This is a genomic window from Ruegeria sp. BI12, from assembly GCF_056537985.1.
In genome coordinates this window covers 135,483-152,176 of record NZ_JBQFSL010000001.1, presented here as the reverse complement: position 1 = coordinate 152,176, position 16,694 = coordinate 135,483, and the positions used below count along the sequence as shown (strand labels likewise).

At 57.7% G+C, this 16,694-nt stretch carries 17 protein-coding genes, 1 other RNA gene and 1 riboswitch; of the genes, 12 read left to right on the top strand and 6 right to left on the bottom strand.

All coding sequences use genetic code 11. The features are described 5' to 3' along the window. Positions 1–122 precede the first annotated feature (122 nt). The 3 genes from ACR0AK_RS00800 to rsgA all read left to right on the top strand — a co-directional run bounded on the left by ACR0AK_RS00800 (position 123) and on the right by rsgA (position 3,311). Positions 123–1,985: a bifunctional 2',3'-cyclic-nucleotide 2'-phosphodiesterase/3'-nucleotidase gene (locus ACR0AK_RS00800; protein ID WP_480792063.1), complete on the top strand. Its 1,863-nt coding sequence runs from the start codon at positions 123–125 to the stop codon at positions 1,983–1,985. Positions 1,986–2,024: 39 nt separating this feature from the next. Beyond that, positions 2,025–2,123: signal recognition particle sRNA small type (ffs, locus tag ACR0AK_RS00795), an RNA gene on the top strand. Positions 2,124–2,282: 159 nt separating this feature from the next. Then, positions 2,283–3,311: a ribosome small subunit-dependent GTPase A gene (gene rsgA / locus ACR0AK_RS00790; RefSeq protein ID WP_170563353.1), complete on the top strand. Its 1,029-nt coding sequence runs from the start codon at positions 2,283–2,285 to the stop codon at positions 3,309–3,311. Positions 3,312–3,319: 8 nt separating this feature from the next. Here the strand turns inward: rsgA and ACR0AK_RS00785 are convergent, their stop codons facing one another. Then, on the bottom strand, positions 3,320–4,177 hold the full coding sequence (locus ACR0AK_RS00785; protein WP_170563356.1) for an alpha/beta hydrolase family protein: 858 nt from the start codon (positions 4,175–4,177) through the stop codon (positions 3,320–3,322). Between the two features lie 144 nt (positions 4,178–4,321). Beyond that, a riboswitch (cobalamin riboswitch) is annotated at positions 4,322–4,541 on the top strand. An 84-nt stretch (positions 4,542–4,625) separates the two neighbouring features. On the opposite strand from ACR0AK_RS00785, the gene ACR0AK_RS00780 reads away from it, so the two are divergent. Continuing rightward, the gene (locus tag ACR0AK_RS00780) at positions 4,626–5,033 is read left to right on the top strand and encodes a hypothetical protein (protein ID WP_170563360.1); all 408 of its coding nucleotides are present in this window, start codon (positions 4,626–4,628) and stop codon (positions 5,031–5,033) included. Between the two features lie 7 nt (positions 5,034–5,040). Here ACR0AK_RS00780 and ACR0AK_RS00775 read toward each other — a convergent pair whose 3' ends face one another. Further along, positions 5,041–5,493, bottom strand: coding sequence for a protein-tyrosine phosphatase family protein (locus ACR0AK_RS00775; protein WP_368040307.1), 453 nt, complete (start codon positions 5,491–5,493; stop codon positions 5,041–5,043). A gap of 202 nt (positions 5,494–5,695) precedes the next feature. Here ACR0AK_RS00775 and ACR0AK_RS00770 point away from each other — a divergent pair, with 202 nt between their 5' ends. From ACR0AK_RS00770 to recR, 3 genes are all read left to right on the top strand, one after another. Further along, the gene (locus ACR0AK_RS00770) at positions 5,696–7,447 is read left to right on the top strand and encodes a DNA polymerase III subunit gamma/tau (protein ID WP_480792062.1); all 1,752 of its coding nucleotides are present in this window, start codon (positions 5,696–5,698) and stop codon (positions 7,445–7,447) included. A gap of 149 nt (positions 7,448–7,596) precedes the next feature. After that, a complete protein-coding gene (locus tag ACR0AK_RS00765; protein ID WP_170417098.1) occupies positions 7,597–7,941 on the top strand; it encodes a YbaB/EbfC family nucleoid-associated protein in 345 nt (114 codons plus the stop codon). A gap of 64 nt (positions 7,942–8,005) precedes the next feature. After that, the gene (gene recR, locus ACR0AK_RS00760; protein ID WP_170563370.1) at positions 8,006–8,599 is read left to right on the top strand and encodes a recombination mediator RecR; all 594 of its coding nucleotides are present in this window, start codon (positions 8,006–8,008) and stop codon (positions 8,597–8,599) included. 70 nt (positions 8,600–8,669) lie between these two features. On the opposite strand, the gene ACR0AK_RS00755 is transcribed toward recR, so the two are convergent. Then, positions 8,670–9,167, bottom strand: coding sequence for a lactoylglutathione lyase family protein (locus ACR0AK_RS00755; RefSeq protein ID WP_170335661.1), 498 nt, complete (start codon positions 9,165–9,167; stop codon positions 8,670–8,672). Positions 9,168–9,365: 198 nt separating this feature from the next. Between ACR0AK_RS00755 and ACR0AK_RS00750 the strand changes: the two genes are divergently transcribed. Beyond that, positions 9,366–9,854, top strand: coding sequence for a hypothetical protein (locus tag ACR0AK_RS00750; protein ID WP_170563375.1), 489 nt, complete (start codon positions 9,366–9,368; stop codon positions 9,852–9,854). Here the strand turns inward: ACR0AK_RS00750 and ACR0AK_RS00745 are convergent. Further along, positions 9,851–10,492: a ribonuclease T2 family protein gene (locus ACR0AK_RS00745; protein ID WP_170563379.1), complete on the bottom strand. Its 642-nt coding sequence runs from the start codon at positions 10,490–10,492 to the stop codon at positions 9,851–9,853. The genes ACR0AK_RS00750 and ACR0AK_RS00745 overlap by 4 nt on opposite strands. Positions 10,493–10,622: 130 nt before the next feature. Between ACR0AK_RS00745 and ACR0AK_RS00740 the strand changes: the two genes are divergently transcribed. Beyond that, the gene (locus ACR0AK_RS00740) at positions 10,623–11,384 is read left to right on the top strand and encodes a DUF1013 domain-containing protein (RefSeq protein WP_480792061.1); all 762 of its coding nucleotides are present in this window, start codon (positions 10,623–10,625) and stop codon (positions 11,382–11,384) included. A 51-nt stretch (positions 11,385–11,435) separates the two neighbouring features. Beyond that, positions 11,436–11,825, top strand: coding sequence for a hypothetical protein (locus tag ACR0AK_RS00735; RefSeq protein WP_480792060.1), 390 nt, complete (start codon positions 11,436–11,438; stop codon positions 11,823–11,825). Positions 11,826–11,863: 38 nt separating this feature from the next. Here ACR0AK_RS00735 and ACR0AK_RS00730 read toward each other — a convergent pair whose 3' ends face one another. Both ACR0AK_RS00730 and ACR0AK_RS00725 read right to left on the bottom strand, forming a co-directional pair. Beyond that, on the bottom strand, positions 11,864–12,892 hold the full coding sequence (locus ACR0AK_RS00730) for a permease (protein ID WP_480792059.1): 1,029 nt from the start codon (positions 12,890–12,892) through the stop codon (positions 11,864–11,866). Next, the gene (locus ACR0AK_RS00725) at positions 12,885–13,193 is read right to left on the bottom strand and encodes an ArsR/SmtB family transcription factor (protein WP_170563391.1); all 309 of its coding nucleotides are present in this window, start codon (positions 13,191–13,193) and stop codon (positions 12,885–12,887) included. The genes ACR0AK_RS00730 and ACR0AK_RS00725 overlap by 8 nt, the downstream gene beginning before the upstream one ends. A 134-nt stretch (positions 13,194–13,327) precedes the next feature. Between ACR0AK_RS00725 and pdxR the strand changes: the two genes are divergently transcribed. Continuing rightward, positions 13,328–14,788, top strand: coding sequence for a MocR-like pyridoxine biosynthesis transcription factor PdxR (pdxR, locus tag ACR0AK_RS00720; protein ID WP_480792058.1), 1,461 nt, complete (start codon positions 13,328–13,330; stop codon positions 14,786–14,788). Positions 14,789–14,912: 124 nt separating this feature from the next. Next, complete coding sequence (xsc, locus tag ACR0AK_RS00715; RefSeq protein ID WP_170563397.1) at positions 14,913–16,691, top strand: sulfoacetaldehyde acetyltransferase; 1,779 nt, start codon at positions 14,913–14,915, stop codon at positions 16,689–16,691. Positions 16,692–16,694 lie beyond the last annotated feature (3 nt).

Below are 16,694 nucleotides of genomic sequence, written 5' to 3'. Positions count from 1 at the left end.
CAACGGTAATTCACGTCCAAAATCATGGACCGGCTTCGAATGGGCGCAGCTATTCCTTGCATTTCGGGTTGATTAACCTTTTTGTTGAAAATGACTAAGATAAAACTGCCAAAAGTAGAAATTTGAAAACTTCCCTTCCTCTGCCTTCGCAGACCGTGCGGGTCCGGATTCTGGCCACTACGGATCTTCACATGAACCTGAGGAGTTTTGATTACTACTCTGATGCCCCTGAACCCACGATAGGCCTGACTCGAACCGCAAGCCTGATCCGGGAAGCGCGGGCGGAAGCGCAGGCGGAAGGCGCAATCATTTTGCTTTTTGATAATGGCGATTCGCTGCAAGGAACACCGATTGGGGATCTGGCCGCCAACCAATTGGATGAGCCGCATGTGCTGATGCAGGCCTTTGGATTGCTGGAATATGATGCGATCGGGTTGGGCAATCACGATTTCGGGTTCGACAGAAAAGTTCTGGACCGCATCCTTTCGCAGGCGCCCTGCCCGGTGGTTTGCAGCAATGTTCATCGGCTGGGCGACAACACCACCTGGAAGAAGCAGGCGGTTCTAACTCGCCAAATTGAGATCGAGGGGCACCAAGATTCAATAACGGTTGGCATCTTTTCGGTCGTGCCGCCGCAGACTCGGAAATGGGAATCTCATCGGCTGGACCAAGATGTCTGGATAGATGACATCTTGCCCTGCGCACAGGAAATGGTGTCCAAGCTTATGTCCTGCGGCTGCGACGTGATCGTCGCGCTTGCCCATACCGGGCTGGGGTCTGCCGACCCCGCGCCCAATCTGGAAAATGCGATCATCCCGCTTGCCGCTATTGAGGGTATCGACGCCATCATTGCCGGGCATACGCACTTGACCTTGCCTGGGAAATCTCATGCTGGGTTGGAACATGTCGATGCAACTAGCGGGATGGTACATGGAACACCTGTAGTCATGGCGGGATCTGCCGGATCATACCTTGGTGTAATTGATCTGAAACTGACCTCCACGCAGGAAATGGGCTGGTCGGTCGCTGCGCAACGTTCTGAGTTGCGCCCAATATCCGGTTCCAAACCGCCCCCCGAAGACCCGTCGCTGGTGGCGCTGTTTTCAGATGCGCATTCCACCACGCGCAAACGGGCCGAGGAACCGATTGGGCGCACGGATCAGCACCTGCACAGCTATTTCAGCTTTTGCGCCAAGGATCACGGGCTTGCAATCGTGGCTGCAGCGCAAGCTTCGGCGGTGCGCCGAAAGCTCAAGGGAACACCGCAAGAAGCTTTACCCTTGCTGTCCGCTGTTGCGCCTTCGAAATTCGGTGGTCGCTCCGGGTCTCGGTTTTATACAGATATTCCGGCAGGCGTGATGCGGATGCGGCACGTGGCCGACCTGAACATATTTCCAAACGAACTTCGCGCGGTGGAGCTAACAGGAGAGCACATCAGGGATTGGCTTGAAATGTCGGCAGGGGTCTTCAATCAGATAAAGCCGGGCGCGCAAAACGAATTGGTCAATCCTGACAGGGCCGGGCACAATTTCGACGTGCTGTTCGGGCTAAGCTACGTGATCGACCTGAGCATACCACCGCGGTTCAACGCGAGCGGAGGAATTGAGAATCCAGAAAGCTGGCGCGTCTCGGACATTCGTTTTGACGGATGCGCAGTGGCGGCAGAACAGCGTTTTGTCGTTGCATTAAACAACTATCGGGCCAGCGGTGGCGGGCATTTTCCGTTCATCGACGACGCCGAACCCATCAACGTTCCGGCCCTGCCGATCCAACGCGCGTTGAAGGACCATCTGTCTGGTGCGCAACCTTCAGAATCGTTGGGCCAGGGTCCCTGTCCTTTCAGCTTTAAACCTATGCCTGGTTCGTCTGCCCTGTTAAAGACCGGCCCAAAAGCACGGTTTCACATCGCAGAGATTGCCGAGTTCCACCCAAAGCTGGCCGGAACAGACGCCGAAGGGTTTCTGCACGTTCAACTCTCACTGTGACGGGTTGTCATTTCCGCGTGCCTTCCCTATATCGAAATTCGAGAGGTTGGCGCGGGCGAGCGCCTCGCCAACCTGGTCAGGTCCGGAAGGAAGCAGCCACAACGAGCCCCGCTTGGGTCGATGTCCAACCTCTCACTTTACTCAGACAGGTAGCCACAGGAGGGCTTTTATGATTGTAGCGAAAACCCTTCAGGCAGACCGTTCCTGAGACCCATTCTCGAACCTGCCTGAACACATCACCGATGGATGCGCGACCGCCATCCAGTCGGCTCGCTGTATCTGAACACAGGCAGACCAATGTCTTCTACGCTTTCGGACCTGGGATGGTCCTCACACTTTGCCGCTCAACACGCGGCCAATCCTTCATGCGTTCCCTTTCGCATCACAGAAGTTCACCGCGACCGCCTAATCGGCGCAAATGACAGTGGGGAAGCCCCGCTGCTGAGCCCGAACCGACCGACAGGCGACTTTGCCGTTGGTGACTGGGTGCTGGCGGATGATCAAAACCGCGTTCAGTACCTGCTGGACCGTCGAAGCCTTTTGAAACGCCGCGCCGCCGGAACCGGGGCCGAGGCTCAGTTGATTGCCGCTAATGTGGATGTGCTGTTCATCGTCAGTTCCTGCAATGCTGACTTCAACCTGGCCCGACTGGAACGATACTTGGCTTTGGCTCATCAAGCCGGCTGTTACCCGGTCGTCATCCTGACCAAGGCCGACACCTGCGCCGATCCAATCGAGTATTCCAAGCCTGCTGAAGCGCTGGCTCCGTTTTTGACTGTGCTGGCTGTCAATGCGCACGAACCGTCGGACGTGCAGCAAGTCCTGTCCTGGTGCACGGCGGGGCAGACCGCTGCATTGGTTGGTTCATCCGGTGTTGGCAAAACAACATTGGCCAACGCTATGACCGGTTTGGCTCAGGCAACCTCCGGCATCCGCGAGGATGACGCGCGCGGGCGACACACCACAACTGCGCGCGCATTGCATCCAATGCAGAACGGCGGATGGCTGGTCGACACACCCGGTATGCGCGCCTTGCGGTTGCTAGACGCGCAGGATGGTGTCGATGAGGTTTTTTCCGACATTCTTGACCTGACTGAAACCTGCCGCTTTTCCGATTGTAAGCATCAGGCCGAACCGGGATGCGCCGTTCAAGACGCGATTGCCAACGGGTCACTGGACGCCGAGCGGTTGGAGCGTTGGCGAAAGCTGCGGCGAGAGGATGAACGGAACTCGGAAACAGTTGCACAGTCTCGCGCGCGCGATAAAGCCTTTGGCAAAATGGTACGGTCGGTGATGCAGGACAAGAAGTCCCGCAAAAGGCTGTAGGTGCCAGACTAGGCGATCAACCGGGGCCAGATGGCTGCATTTCGGCGCGCAAATGCACCGATGTGGCCGACCTCGGCCAATCCAAAGTCCTTCGGCGACAGTTGATGCCGGCACGCTTTGGGACCGTAAAGATCGGCCAAGCGCCATACCGCGTTCGGAGGCACCACCTGATCATCATCCATTGTGAAAAGATCGACGGGTGTTTCCGACGCGGCCCAACGGGCATCTGGAAGGGTTTTGCCGATATCTGGCACGTAGTTCAGCGCATTGGTGCACCATTTGCGCCATTGCCAATAGACGTCTGCGGGAAGGTCCGAGCCGAACCCAAGCGCCTTGCCCGGCAGGTATCCCAGCACCTTTACCAGTAATGGCGGGTGGCCGTACCAGAACATTGTCGCCAGCGCGCGGTAAGGCCAGGGGTGGTCGGATAGCGTCACCAGCCCAGAGCAGACACAAATCATCCTGTCGATCTGGTCGATATCCGGCTGAATTGGTCCCAGCATTCCGCCGACCGAGTGGCCAATGCTCCACTGCTGAGCGGCCGGAAATCTGCGTCGCATTTCAGCCCGCGCTGCAGGCATGTCGATCAGCGCCCAGTCGGCCATCGTGGCCCGCGAATCGCGCAGATGCCCACGCCGCGAGTGACCAAAGTCTCGATAGTCATAGGTCAGGCAAGCCATGCCGTGTTCCGCCGCCAGCCACTGTGCAAAATGCTGATAATAGTCGCGCGGAACGCCAGTTGCTCCGTGGATCACAACCGCCACGTCTGGCGCATACGCGGGCATGTACAACCGCGCGGAAAGATCAGACTTCCCGGCAGGAAACGCAAAATCCTCGGTCAATACGGCCGGAGTGTTGTCCAACATGGCGTCCTCGCATGCATCTGAACTATTCGGTTCACATATGGCATATCGGCGCTTTTGCCCGGATAAAGTCAACAGATTTTCAAAGTGACCATGCGTCCTTTTGAACGACGGGAAACAGCCCGCTTGACTCAAGCCACCCACACCCGCTAGCGATTACGTGATGGTTCTCGTCCTTATATTGGGACGGGATGAAAAGGGAACACGGTGCGGTCCAACCCGGCGATGCCGGAGCGGACCAAGGCCGCGACTGCCCCCGCAACTGTAAGCGGTGAGCAATGCCGAAACACCACTGGTCGAAAGACTGGGAAGGTCGGCAAAGCGATGACCCGCAAGTCAGGAGACCTGCCATCAAAGAAAAAACCGAAACTCGGGCGGGGTGTCCGGGCAGGTCTTCAGTTGACTGAAATACCTGTTCCACGTCCCCCGCCTACCGCGCGGAGGGCGCATTATGATCTGGAAGACAACGACCCATGAGTTCACTGCCACGCTTTGCCAGAAAACGGGTAAGACCTGTCCGGCATTGGCACGAATGGCGCGGGCTCTGACTGACGCAATATCAACAGCACAACCGGTAACAACGAGCACATTCGAGGTGGACGGTTCCAGCGAACTGACCCATTGCGGCGAGGGCTGCACGGCTCGGTTTCGCGCCAGCCCGTCCCGGATCAGGGTCTATTGCGGCGCGAACGCAGACGACTCGGCAGATATGTTGGACGATTACGCCGATATGATGTTCAGCACTGAATTCGCCACGCTGCCAACAGGTGTATTGACCACTTTGCCTTGCGCAATGCTCGAGGCATCGGCTCTTGCGCCGCGGGCGTCACAGCACATTGTGCAGCAGGCAACAGCCTGATTTTGATTCACCGGTTGCCCTGGGCCTGCTTCATGGCCCAGGCCATTTGTTGATCCGTTTCCACCGCGCATGGTCGGGCCAAGCGCAACCGGTCTAATGCCTGGTTTGCGTCTTCGCCGCTTTCTATCATAAGCCTCAGCACGACCATCCCCGATCGACCACAGCCGCCCCGGCAATGCACCAGCACACGTCCCCCGTCGGACAGTATTTGTCGCGCGGTTGCGCTTACCTTCGGCCAAAGAGCTTCGACTTTCGATGGAGGCGTACCAAAATCCTCGATAGGAAGATGCATCCAGATCGCGGACTTGCTTTGAACATCCTGACCCAAGCCCTCTGCACCCAGCCGCTGCATCTCGGCCTCAGTGGTCATGGATACAACCAGATTGGGGTTCCAGTCGTATATCACCGTCAAATCCTCCGCATATCCGCCGTCGCCACCCGGCAGTGGGGACAATGCCAAGATGCCCGAACCAACGCATAGCGGGTATATTGCAAATTTTGCCAACGCTCGCGCTCCTTTTGTCTTCGGCCCGCCCGACCATGAGTGCCGGTGTAAACTGACTGCAGAAGCAGTCCAAACCGAAATTACTCAAAGCCTGCTGTGGACGCGAGCGGCGCGGGTCTCTACGCTGCGTTTCTGACACGAATCCGACAGAGCAGACATGACCGAAACGCCCAGCCCCGCCTATCAGGTTCTTGCCCGCAAGTACCGCCCCGAAACCTTTGCAGATCTGGTTGGACAGGACGCAATGGTGCGCACGCTGAAAAACGCGTTCGAGGCGGACCGGATCGCGCAAGCCTTCATCATGACTGGTATTCGCGGTACAGGTAAAACCACCACGGCACGGATCATCGCCAAAGGCATGAACTGCATCGGCCCGGATGGCGAAGGCAAACCAACGACTGAGCCTTGCGGCCAGTGCGAGCACTGCGTTGCCATTATGGAAGGCCGCCATGTCGACGTGATGGAAATGGACGCCGCTAGTCGCACCGGCGTCAATGATATCCGCGAAATCATCGACAGTGTCCGTTACCGTGCCGCCAGCGCGCGCTATAAGATCTACATCATCGACGAAGTCCACATGCTGTCGACCAGCGCTTTCAATGCGCTGCTCAAAACGCTCGAGGAACCGCCCGAGCATGTGAAGTTCATTTTTGCGACAACCGAAATCCGCAAGGTGCCGGTGACCGTGCTGTCCCGCTGCCAGCGGTTCGACCTGCGCCGGATCGAACCTGAGGACATGATCGGTCTGCTCAACAAGATCGCTGCGGCGGAAAACGCGCAGATTGCAGAAGACGCGCTGGCATTGATCACGCGCGCGGCCGAAGGCTCTGCGCGCGATGCGACCTCGCTTTTGGATCAGGCGATCTCACATGGTGCGGGAGAAACCAGCGCCGATCAGGTTCGCGCAATGCTGGGCCTCGCGGATCGCGGGCGGGTGCTGGATCTGATGGATATGATTTTGCGTGGAGATGCGGCGGGGGCATTGACTGAGCTGAGCGGTCAATATGCCGAAGGTGCCGATCCGCTGGCCGTCCTGCGGGATTTGGCGGAAATCACTCACTGGGTCTCTGTGGTGAAAATCACGCCGGACGCCGCTGAGGACCCAACCGTCTCACCTGATGAACGCGCGCGCGGTCAACAGATGTCCGAGGCGCTGCCGATGCGGGTATTGACGCGGATGTGGCAAATGCTGCTGAAAGCGCTGGAAGAAGTCTCTGCTGCACCCAACGCGATGATGGCGGCAGAAATGGCCATTATTCGCCTGACCCACGTGGCCGATCTGCCGAGTCCGGAAGAACTTATTAAACGGCTGCAAGACGCGCCTCCTTCCCCGCCGAATGGAGGGCCCGGCGGCGGTGTAGCCGTGCCGAGTCATGCGCCCACGCAGACGACGCCGTCGGCGCATCTTTCGGCGCAACGCGGCCCGGCAGGCGCACCCACCGCAGCATTGGCCCACGACATCCAGACTGCGCTGGCGCATTATCCGACCTTCGAACACGTGGTCGAACTGATCCGCACCAACCGGGACGTTAAATTGTTGGTCGAGGTCGAAAACGGCGTGCGCCTGGTCTCGTATTCCCCGGGCCGGATCGAATTCACACCCACTGACAACGCCCCGACGGATCTGGCGCAAAGACTTGGTTCGGCATTGCAACGCTGGACTGGGAACCGATGGGCTGTTTCAGTTGTGGCCGACGGCGACGCCGCGACAATCGCCGAGGTCCGCGATGCAGCCGATCTGGCACTTAAAGCGCAAGCTGAACAACATCCAATGGTTCAAGCCGTTCTGATGCAATTTCCAAAAGCGCGCATCAAGCGGATCGAAACTCCGGAAGAACGCGCGGCCAAGGTCGAAACCGAAGCCCTGCCTGAGGTCGAAGACGAGTGGGACCCGTTCGAAGAAGACTGATCTTTGCGGCTAAACTGGAAACACTCCCGGGCCCAAGGCGAGGAAAGGTCTTGCTATAGGCCTTGACGACAGGCGGGAGAAGCTCTCCCCTTGTACCCTAACGGCGGCATCCGTATTTAAGCGGCAAACCGAATTGCAGGAGAATAGAAATGCTCAAAGGACTCGGCGGTCTGGGCGATATGGCCAAGATGATGAAATCCGCACAGGATTTGCAGACCAAGATGACGGACATGCAGGAAGAGCTGAACAACATGATGGTTGTCGGCGAATCCGGCGCGGGGCTGGTGAAAGCCACCGCCACAGCAAAAGGCGAGCTGAAAGGTCTGGATATCGACCCGTCGATCTTCAATGGTGACGACAAGGAAGTTGTCGAAGATCTGATCCTGGCGGCCATCAAGGATGCACAGACCAAAGCGGCCGAACGCTCGCAGGCGGAAATGGCAAAGCTGACCGAAAGCATGGGTCTGCCCGCAGACATCAAGCTGCCGTTCTGATAGACACTCGTGACGACCCAAAGGCCGGGCAGCCCTGCCCGGCCCTTTTGCAGGAGCACGCGCGTTGAGTTCGAACAGCGATATCGACAATCTGATCGACCTGATGGCCAAGCTGCCCGGCCTCGGGCCTCGCTCGGCCCGTCGCGCGGTACTGCACCTGATCCGCAAACGCGCCCTGCTGCTGACGCCCCTCTCCGACGCGATGCAGCAAGTGGCCATCACCGCCCGCGAATGCCTGAACTGCGGCAACGTGGGCACGACAGATATCTGTGACATTTGCGATAGCGAGGATCGTGCAACCGGAGAGTTGTGCGTGGTCGAAGATGTGGCAGACCTTTGGGCGATGGAGCGTGCCGGTGTGTTCAAAGGCCGCTATCACGTTCTGGGCGGCACATTGTCGGCTTTGGATGGGGTCGGCCCGGACGAACTGCGCATTCCCCGACTCAAGGATCGGGTGATGGCCGAGGGGATTTCTGAGGTCATTCTGGCCCTAAATGCCACTGTCGATGGCCAGACCACCGCCCACTACATCGCGGATCAGTTGGAGGGACAGGTCCGCCTGACCTCACTGGCGCAGGGTGTGCCTATTGGGGGGGAGTTGGACTATCTGGACGACGGGACGATTACCGCCGCCCTGAGGGCACGAAAGGAACTCTGAACCTTTTGATACGGCGACAACCGGACCGCATTCGCCTCTTCCGGTTGTACACCAAGGGCTATTCCGATTTTCAGGTGTAAGCACCCGACGAATACGTCAATTCATAGGAATGGCTGTATATCTCAAAGACGATACCAAATGGGTCTTCGACGTAGACCATACGATAGGGTTTCTCACCGGGATAATAGTATCGGATCGGCATCCGTTGCTTGCCTCCGGCCGCCACGATTTTTTCTACCAGGCCTTCGACATCCGGGTCCTGGACGCAAAAATGAAACGTGCCGTTCTGGCGAAAATCGATATTGTTTTCAGGCACATAATTCCCGTGAAACTCGAAAAGCTCAAAACCAATGCGATCAGCGGTCGCAAGATGCGCAATACGCAGTTTTTTCCATTCCGGGCCAAACACATCAGTGCACATGACACCGATATCCGTGTCATCCTCTACCACGTCTGTTGGTGGCATGATTACGTAAAAACCAAGGACTTCGGAGTAGAATTTTACGGCCTCGTCAACGTTTGGGACGGACAATCCGATGTGAGAAAATGTTCTTGGATGTTGCGGCATGGCACGCTCCTTAACTTTATGGAGCGAAAACTATTGTGCCACAGCCGAGTTTCAAGCGTTCGCCCTGCGAGGCATAGCCGGGTTCCGCTGTGCACATAGGTCTTTGTTCGCGGCCGTATCAATCAAGAATGGCCTTTGCCTCTTGCACGCGGCGTGTACTATGTCTGCAACCTTATCCATTTGACATTGGAAACTGTTATGAAACGCCTTTTTGCCTTTGCGCTTACCGCCTTCACAGCCACCGCCGCATTTTCGCAGGAACTGATCGACAAAGGCTTTGTCGAGGGCTGGAACATTATGATGGACCCAGCGCTCGGAAATGGCTGTCTGATTCAAACGATTTATCAGGATCTCTCGGTCGTGCGGTTGGGCTATGATGCACTGGATAATCGCGGGTATTTCGCCGTCTACAACAAGGCGTGGGGCGACATCAAGCAAGGTGAGAGTTATCCGATCCGGTTCGATCTGGACGGCAAAAGCTATGACGCCACGGCCATCGGCTTCAATCAGCGTGACGTGCCTGGCGCGACCGTGTTTTTCACCGACCGCAGCTTCGTCAACGCAATTGCCCAGAACAAGACCATGACGGTTTACAACCCTGCGGGTGAGACGGTGATGGCGATTGATCTGAAAGGCACGGCCAAAGCGCTGGAATATGCGCGAGAGTGCCAGAACAGGAAGCTCTAACGAATCGGATCGAACAACGCGTCTTTGGCTGTACAATCGCGGATCACGTCACGACCACAGGGAACAGGTTCAAGGTCGCGCGACAAGCACAGGCGAACCTCTTCGATATAGCCCTGCTTGCAGGTCACCGTAATCATGTCGCGCTCAAGACCGGGGTTCGCTTTCAAAAACGCCTCTTCGACGACCGAAGCGGGCAATTTGACCGAGGCATCCAGCTTGCGGAACACCTGGGGACGCTCAACCCCCTCATACGCCTGCCGGGACAGTGCATAATAGTCGGGCGCACTGAGGCCCGAGCAGGTCCCGTGCTTTTTCCATTGATGCCATGCCAAACCGGAACTGCCCTGAATATCGGTCATTTCGCGGGTCATGGCCCGAGAAGGCGGAGCTTCGGGGGTACGGCAGAACGCTGGCCAGCCCTGATGGTATTGAGGCCACAGACCGTGCAAAATCCAACCGTGGTCGTGCCGCGTGTCGCATTGGTCCGATCCACGCGCATCACCTTCCCGGGCGCACCAATTCGGCGACCAGCTGAGCGACAGGACATAGTAATCGAACTCACCCGATTTTTCGCCATCTCCCAGAGCCGCCATTGCGCCGAACACCCACGAAAACAGCCCCAAAACAACCCAGCGCATTCGCCTCTTCCCTTCTTGCCTTGGCGCGACTATATACAGCCCAAGTTCCCCGACAACGGAAACCTGCCCCAAAACCTCGGGGCCGCCGAATTCCGGCGACGGGACAGATGTATTTATAGGAGACGGGCTGATGGCAAAACCGCTTATGGCCAAGGCAACAGCCGTATGGCTGGTGGACAATACCACGATCAGCTTCAAGCAGATCGCGGATTTCGTAGGCATGCACGAGCTTGAGGTGCAGGGCATCGCAGACGGTGATGTGGCTGCTGGCGTAAAAGGCTTCGACCCGATCGCCAACAACCAGCTGACGCAGGACGAGATCGACACGGCGCAGAACAACCCGCTGCACAAACTGAAGCTCAAGTTCAACCCGGCTGCGTCGGGCGAAGAAAAGCGTCGCGGCCCGCGCTATACCCCGTTGTCCAAACGACAGGACCGCCCGAACTCGATCCTGTGGCTGGTCAAGTTCCACCCGGAACTCAGCGACGGTCAGATCGCCAAGCTGGTGGGCACCACCAAACCGACCATCCAGTCGATTCGTGAACGGACCCATTGGAACATTTCCAACATGCAGCCGATTGACCCCGTTGCCCTGGGCCTGTGCAAACAGTCCGAGCTGGACGCGATCGTGCAGAAGGCCGCAGCGAAGAAAGCTGCCGAGGGTGGCGTGATGAGCGATGACGAGCGCCGCAAGCTGGTCTCGACCGAACAATCGCTGGAAATGGACGCCGCGCCGAAGATTCCGACCGCCATCGAAGGTCTGGAAACCTTCTCTCTGTCGGATGATCCTGCGGAAGAAAAAGAAGAAGAACCGATCATCGATGCGGACAGCTTCTTCAACCTGCCCAAAGGCGGTGCTGACGACGAAGAAGAAGACGATCTGCGCCCCTAAGGAACAGTTAGCCCCGGCCGAACAGACCGGGGCTTTTTTCACGAGAAAGCCATGCTGAACGTTCTTTCCAAACTGTTTGGACCGCATCGCGCCGTTTCGATCTATGCGTTCATGAAAACCTGGGGTTTGCCCTTGGCCGGTGGCATTGGTCTTGTTGCGGTTGCCGCTGGTTTGCTGATTTTCAACGACAGCGGTGAGCACGAGCATGAGGCCTTCATGACCGTCAACGTCCTGTCTGCGACACCCATCAACGGCGACCTCAAAAACGGCGTGATCGCATCGGTCCGGCTGCCGGATGGATCTGCGACCTCGGTCACTTCGACTGACGCTCCGATCTCACAAACCGTTGGCACTACGGCTTGCATAGAAAAGCGTGTGTTTGTGGATAGTGGTGAGGCCCGGTATCGGTTCAAACTACCGCGCTATTGCGAAACCGGTTAAGAAAAACCGCCCTGCAGCAACGCAGGGCGGTTTTCATTTCAGACCATCTGGAACAGGATACCTGCGACGATTGCGCCGGTAATGCCCAACCCCAGATAGGTCGCAAAGACCCGTGGTTTGACCAGCGACCAGACAGCAGCCATCGCAGGGATTGAACTGACCGCACCTGCGACCATAAAGGACATGGCAGCCCCTGCGCTCATCCCCTGTTCCGTCAACCCTGCCAACAGAGGCGGTGCAACGTAGGAGTTCAGGTAGGCAGGCATCCCGACCAGGGCTGCGATGACAATGGGCACGACCCCCTCGCCACCGACCACACGCGCGATCAGATCAGCGGGAACATCGCTAACCAACAGCGCCTCAAGCACATAGGCCAACGCCAGCCATTTCAGCAGGAACAAGCCGTTGTGAACGAATTCGGAACGGAACCGCTGACGGCGCTCGGGCTCCTGCCAAAACTTCCAGATCGGTTTGTCGTCCTGTTGGGGGGCACAACCGCATCCAGCTGGCTTGTATTCCCGCAGAGGCTGGGCAAAGGCCCCGCTGCGCATCAGGGCACGGACGACAAACCCGCCAAACAGACCCAATGCAACCGCTGCGACGGCTTTACCGATCGCAAATGGCCAGCCCAAAGCGCCTGCAGTGATCAACAAAGTGGGTGGGTCAATCAGGGGTGAGCTGAGCCAGAAAGCCATGACGGCGGACAGCGGTGCGCCAAGGGCCAGCAATCCAGCAATGAATGGAATGACCTCGCAGGAACAGAAGGGGGCGAGCCCGCCAAACAGCGCCGCAAGAAAGATCATGCGTGTCTCACGCCCTTCGAATGCGCGCGCCACCATTACTTCGGCACCCGTTGCCTTGAGGTAGGACAGCAGCAAGACGGCGAACAGAATATACTGGCCAGTGTGAGCAAGAGCTTTGCCTGCAAAGGTTACGACCTCGCCCCAGTTGCCAGGGTCCAAAATGGCGACAAGCGCCAGAATGACCACGATTACCGCCCAGGGGGTTTTGATCCAATCAACGGCAACTTTTACCGGTGCCTTTGGGTTTTGTGTCAACTCAGCCATCGTTCGCGGCCTTTCCCACTTCGTCTGCGCAGCATTCGCTAAGGATGAATTGCGCGAGGTTTCTCAATTCATTGTAATTTGCGCGGTTGATGGTGACGCGCCCGACTTTCTCTTGCTCGACAACTCCACCGGCCGCGAGGAACCGAAGGTGGTGGGCTAATGTCGAAGGCGCGATTCCCGTGCGATTTTGAATTTCTCCGACGGTCAGGCCCGCTTCACCAGCCCTGACCAAGGTCTTCAGAACCTTTAGCCGCGCTTCAGAGCCCATGGCCGAAAATCCTGCTGCAGCTGTTTCCCACATCTGCTTTCTCCATTAAACTAGATTTCTAGTTATTTAGGTGAGTCGTTCTTTTTAGTCAACTGCCTTGTTCACGAATTCTCGAAACGAAATTAAGTCCAGATTGCCCTCACCTTAAGTCCACCCTATAAGGCGCTATGGGAATATCGGTCGACACATTCTTTCTGGAACTGAACGGACAAGGCACGCTGCAGGCGCAGATCCAGCAGATGATTGCCGAAGGCATCCTGTCTGGCAGGTTCCATGTTGGCGAAAAGCTGCCCTCGTCGCGAAAACTGGCGGCGCATCTGGGTGTTAGCCGGATTACGGTAACACTGGCCTACACGGAACTTCTGGCTAATGACTACCTTATGGCCAAAGGCCGGTCGGGGTATTTCGTGTCGCAAAACGCGCCCGTACCCCCGAAATATTCGCCCGTTCAGAAGGGCGATGAAAATGTCGACTGGAGCGCGGCGCTTGCACGCAGGTTCTCGGATGGGGACGTGCTTCCAAAGCCCAGCAACTGGCGCGAATACAAGTACCCGTTCATCTATGGTCAGGCAGATCGGAAACTGTTCGACCATGCAAACTGGCGTCTCTGTGCGGTTCGGGCACTGGGTCATAAAGATTTTGCCTCACTGACCGGGGACTACATGGATCAGGATGATCCGCTGCTGATCGAATTCATCGCCCGTCACACGTTGCCACGACGTGGAATCGCTGCCCGCCCCGAAGAGATCCTGATCACAATGGGCGCGCAAAACGCGCTCTGGCTGGCCTCACGCATTCTTTTGAACCGCAACCGCACAGCTGTGATTGAAGACCCCTGTTATTATGCGCTGCGGGATCTGTTGAATCACTCCGATTGCAAGGTGTCGCCGCTGGCCGTCGACAGCGACGGTCTGACCCCGGATGCGCTACCTGACGAAACAGACGTAATTTTCACCACCCCCAGCCATCAAAGCCCGACAACGGCAACCATGCCCGTTGAACGCCGCTACGAGCTGCTGAAACGCGCCCGTGAACTGGATGCTATGGTGGTCGAGGACGATTACGAGTTTGAAATGGCCTTTCTGGGATCCCCTTCACCGGCCCTCAAGTCGATGGATCGCGACGGGCGGGTGATTTACGTGGGCAGCTTCTCAAAGTCATTGTTTCCCGGATTGCGCCTTGGCTACATTGTCGGGTCCGAGCCCTTTATCCGCGAAGCCCGCGCCCTGCGTTCCTTGGTGTTGCGCCATCCGCCGGGTCATATCCAGCGCACTGCGGCCTATTTTCTGTCGTTGGGCCATTACGACGCTCAGATTCGGCGTATGTCCAAAACCCTGGCGCGGCGGCGCGAAGCGTTGGATACAGCTGTCGAACAGTACGGGCTTACCGTTGCCGGGCGCGGAATCATGGGCGGCTCGTCACTTTGGATGTCCGCGCCTGAGCGGCTGGACACAACCAAACTTGCCCAAAAGCTGCAAAGCCAGGGCGTACATATCGAGCCAGGTGCTCCGTTCTTCAATGGACCGCACCGGCCGCGCAATTTTTATCGCCTTGGATACTCGTCCATCGGCCGGGATCGTATCGCGCCCGGTGTGAAATTGATCGCGGATGCCATTCGGTCAGCCTAACACGCCTCTGGACATATCCCGGTTAACGTTCTGGCCCTAACGCCGCTTCGCCCCATGCGCCAAAACCGTATCAAAGGCGGGTGCTGTGCCCGAACCTTTCTTCAATTGTGCGGAGAACACTCAGATGAAAATGACCACTGAAGAGGCCTTTGTTAAGGTTCTGCAAATGCACGGTATCGAACATGCGTTCGGTATCATCGGTTCGGCCATGATGCCGATTTCGGACCTGTTCCCGAAGGCGGGAATCAATTTCTGGGACTGCGCCCACGAAGGCTCTGGCGGCATGATGGCTGACGGTTACACCCGCGCCACCGGCAAAATGTCGATGATGATCGCGCAAAACGGCCCCGGCATCACCAACTTTGTGACCGCTGTGAAAACCGCATACTGGAACCACACTCCGGTTCTGCTGGTCACTCCGCAGGCGGCCAACAAGACCATCGGTCAGGGCGGCTTCCAGGAGATGGAGCAGATGCGTATGTTCGCTGACTGCGTTGCCTACCAAGAAGAAGTCCGTGATCCGTCGCGCGTTGCCGAAGTTCTGAACCGCGTGATCATGAACGCCAAGCGCGCCAGCGCACCAGCTCAGCTGAACATCCCGCGTGACATGTGGACCCAGGTTGTGGACATCGAACTGCCCAAGATCGTTGAATTCGAACGTCCTTCGGGCGGCGAAGATGCAGTTGCTGCGGCGGCTGAGATGCTGTCGAACGCAAAGAACCCTGTCATCCTGAACGGTGCCGGCGTTGTTCTGGCCGAAGGTGGTATCGAAGCGTCGAAAGCTCTGGCCGAGCGTCTGGACGCACCGGTCTGCGTTGGCTACCAGCACAACGACGCCTTCCCCGGTTCGCACCCGCTGTTTGCTGGCCCACTTGGCTATAACGGCTCGAAAGCCGGTATGGAACTGATCTCGGAAGCGGACGTTGTTCTGGCTCTGGGCACCCGTCTGAACCCGTTCTCGACCCTGCCCGGCTATGGCATCAACTACTGGCCCGCAAATGCGAAGATCATTCAGGTCGACATCAACCCTGACCGCATCGGCCTGACCAAAGATGTCAGCGTCGGCATCATCGGCGACGCCGCCAAAGTTGCCAACGGCATCCTGTCCCGCTTGAGCGACACCGCAGGTGACGAAGGCCGTCAGGAGCGTAAGGACCGCATCGCCCAGAAGAAATCTGCATGGGCGCAGGAACTGACCTCGATGACTCACGAGGACGACGATCCGGGCACCACCTGGAACGAGCGTGCACGTGCAGCCAAGCCTGACTGGATGAGCCCCCGCATGGCATGGCGCGCAATTCAGGCCGCACTGCCGAAAGAGGCGATCATCTCGTCCGACATCGGCAACAACTGCGCCATCGGCAACGCGTACCCGTCCTTCGAAGAAGGCCGCAAGTACCTGGCTCCTGGCCTGTTCGGCCCCTGTGGTTACGGTCTTCCTGCCATCGTTGGCGCGAAAATCGGCCAGCCGGAGGTTCCGGTTGTTGGTTTCGCAGGTGACGGCGCATTTGGTATCGCCGTGAACGAACTGACCGCAATTGGCCGTTCGGAATGGCCTGCTGTGACCCAGATCGTATTCCGCAACTACCAGTGGGGTGCCGAAAAGCGTAACTCGACCCTGTGGTTCGACGACAACTTTGTTGGCACCGAGCTGGACACTCAGGTTTCCTATGCTGGTATCGCCAAAGCATGTGGCCTGAAGGGCGTGGTTGCACGCACGCAGGACGAGCTGACCGCGGCGCTGAACCAGGCGATCGAGGACCAGAAGAACGGCACCACCACGTTGATCGAAGCTCTGATCAACCAGGAACTGGGTGAGCCCTTCCGTCGTGACGCCATGAAGAAGCCTGTCGCCGTTGCCGGCGTTTCTGACGCAGACATGACGCCTCAGGCCGGAGCATAAGCG

Bases quoted from the DNA above. Each gene is read 5' to 3' on its own strand.
- rsgA (WP_170563353.1), top strand. From the start codon at position 2,283: ATGTCTTCTACGCTTTCGGACCTGGGATGGTCCTCACACTTTGCCGCT.
- ACR0AK_RS00785 (WP_170563356.1), bottom strand. From the start codon at position 4,177: ATGTTGGACAACACTCCGGCCGTATTGACCGAGGATTTTGCGTTTCCT.
- ACR0AK_RS00780 (WP_170563360.1), top strand. From the start codon at position 4,626: ATGATCTGGAAGACAACGACCCATGAGTTCACTGCCACGCTTTGCCAG.
- ACR0AK_RS00770 (WP_480792062.1), top strand. From the start codon at position 5,696: ATGACCGAAACGCCCAGCCCCGCCTATCAGGTTCTTGCCCGCAAGTAC.
- ACR0AK_RS00765 (WP_170417098.1), top strand. From the start codon at position 7,597: ATGCTCAAAGGACTCGGCGGTCTGGGCGATATGGCCAAGATGATGAAA.
- ACR0AK_RS00755 (WP_170335661.1), bottom strand. From the start codon at position 9,167: ATGCCGCAACATCCAAGAACATTTTCTCACATCGGATTGTCCGTCCCA.
- ACR0AK_RS00750 (WP_170563375.1), top strand. From the start codon at position 9,366: ATGAAACGCCTTTTTGCCTTTGCGCTTACCGCCTTCACAGCCACCGCC.
- ACR0AK_RS00745 (WP_170563379.1), bottom strand. From the start codon at position 10,492: ATGCGCTGGGTTGTTTTGGGGCTGTTTTCGTGGGTGTTCGGCGCAATG.
- ACR0AK_RS00740 (WP_480792061.1), top strand. From the start codon at position 10,623: ATGGCAAAACCGCTTATGGCCAAGGCAACAGCCGTATGGCTGGTGGAC.
- ACR0AK_RS00735 (WP_480792060.1), top strand. From the start codon at position 11,436: ATGCTGAACGTTCTTTCCAAACTGTTTGGACCGCATCGCGCCGTTTCG.
- ACR0AK_RS00730 (WP_480792059.1), bottom strand. From the start codon at position 12,892: ATGGCTGAGTTGACACAAAACCCAAAGGCACCGGTAAAAGTTGCCGTT.
- ACR0AK_RS00725 (WP_170563391.1), bottom strand. From the start codon at position 13,193: ATGTGGGAAACAGCTGCAGCAGGATTTTCGGCCATGGGCTCTGAAGCG.
- pdxR (WP_480792058.1), top strand. From the start codon at position 13,328: ATGGGAATATCGGTCGACACATTCTTTCTGGAACTGAACGGACAAGGC.
- xsc (WP_170563397.1), top strand. From the start codon at position 14,913: ATGAAAATGACCACTGAAGAGGCCTTTGTTAAGGTTCTGCAAATGCAC.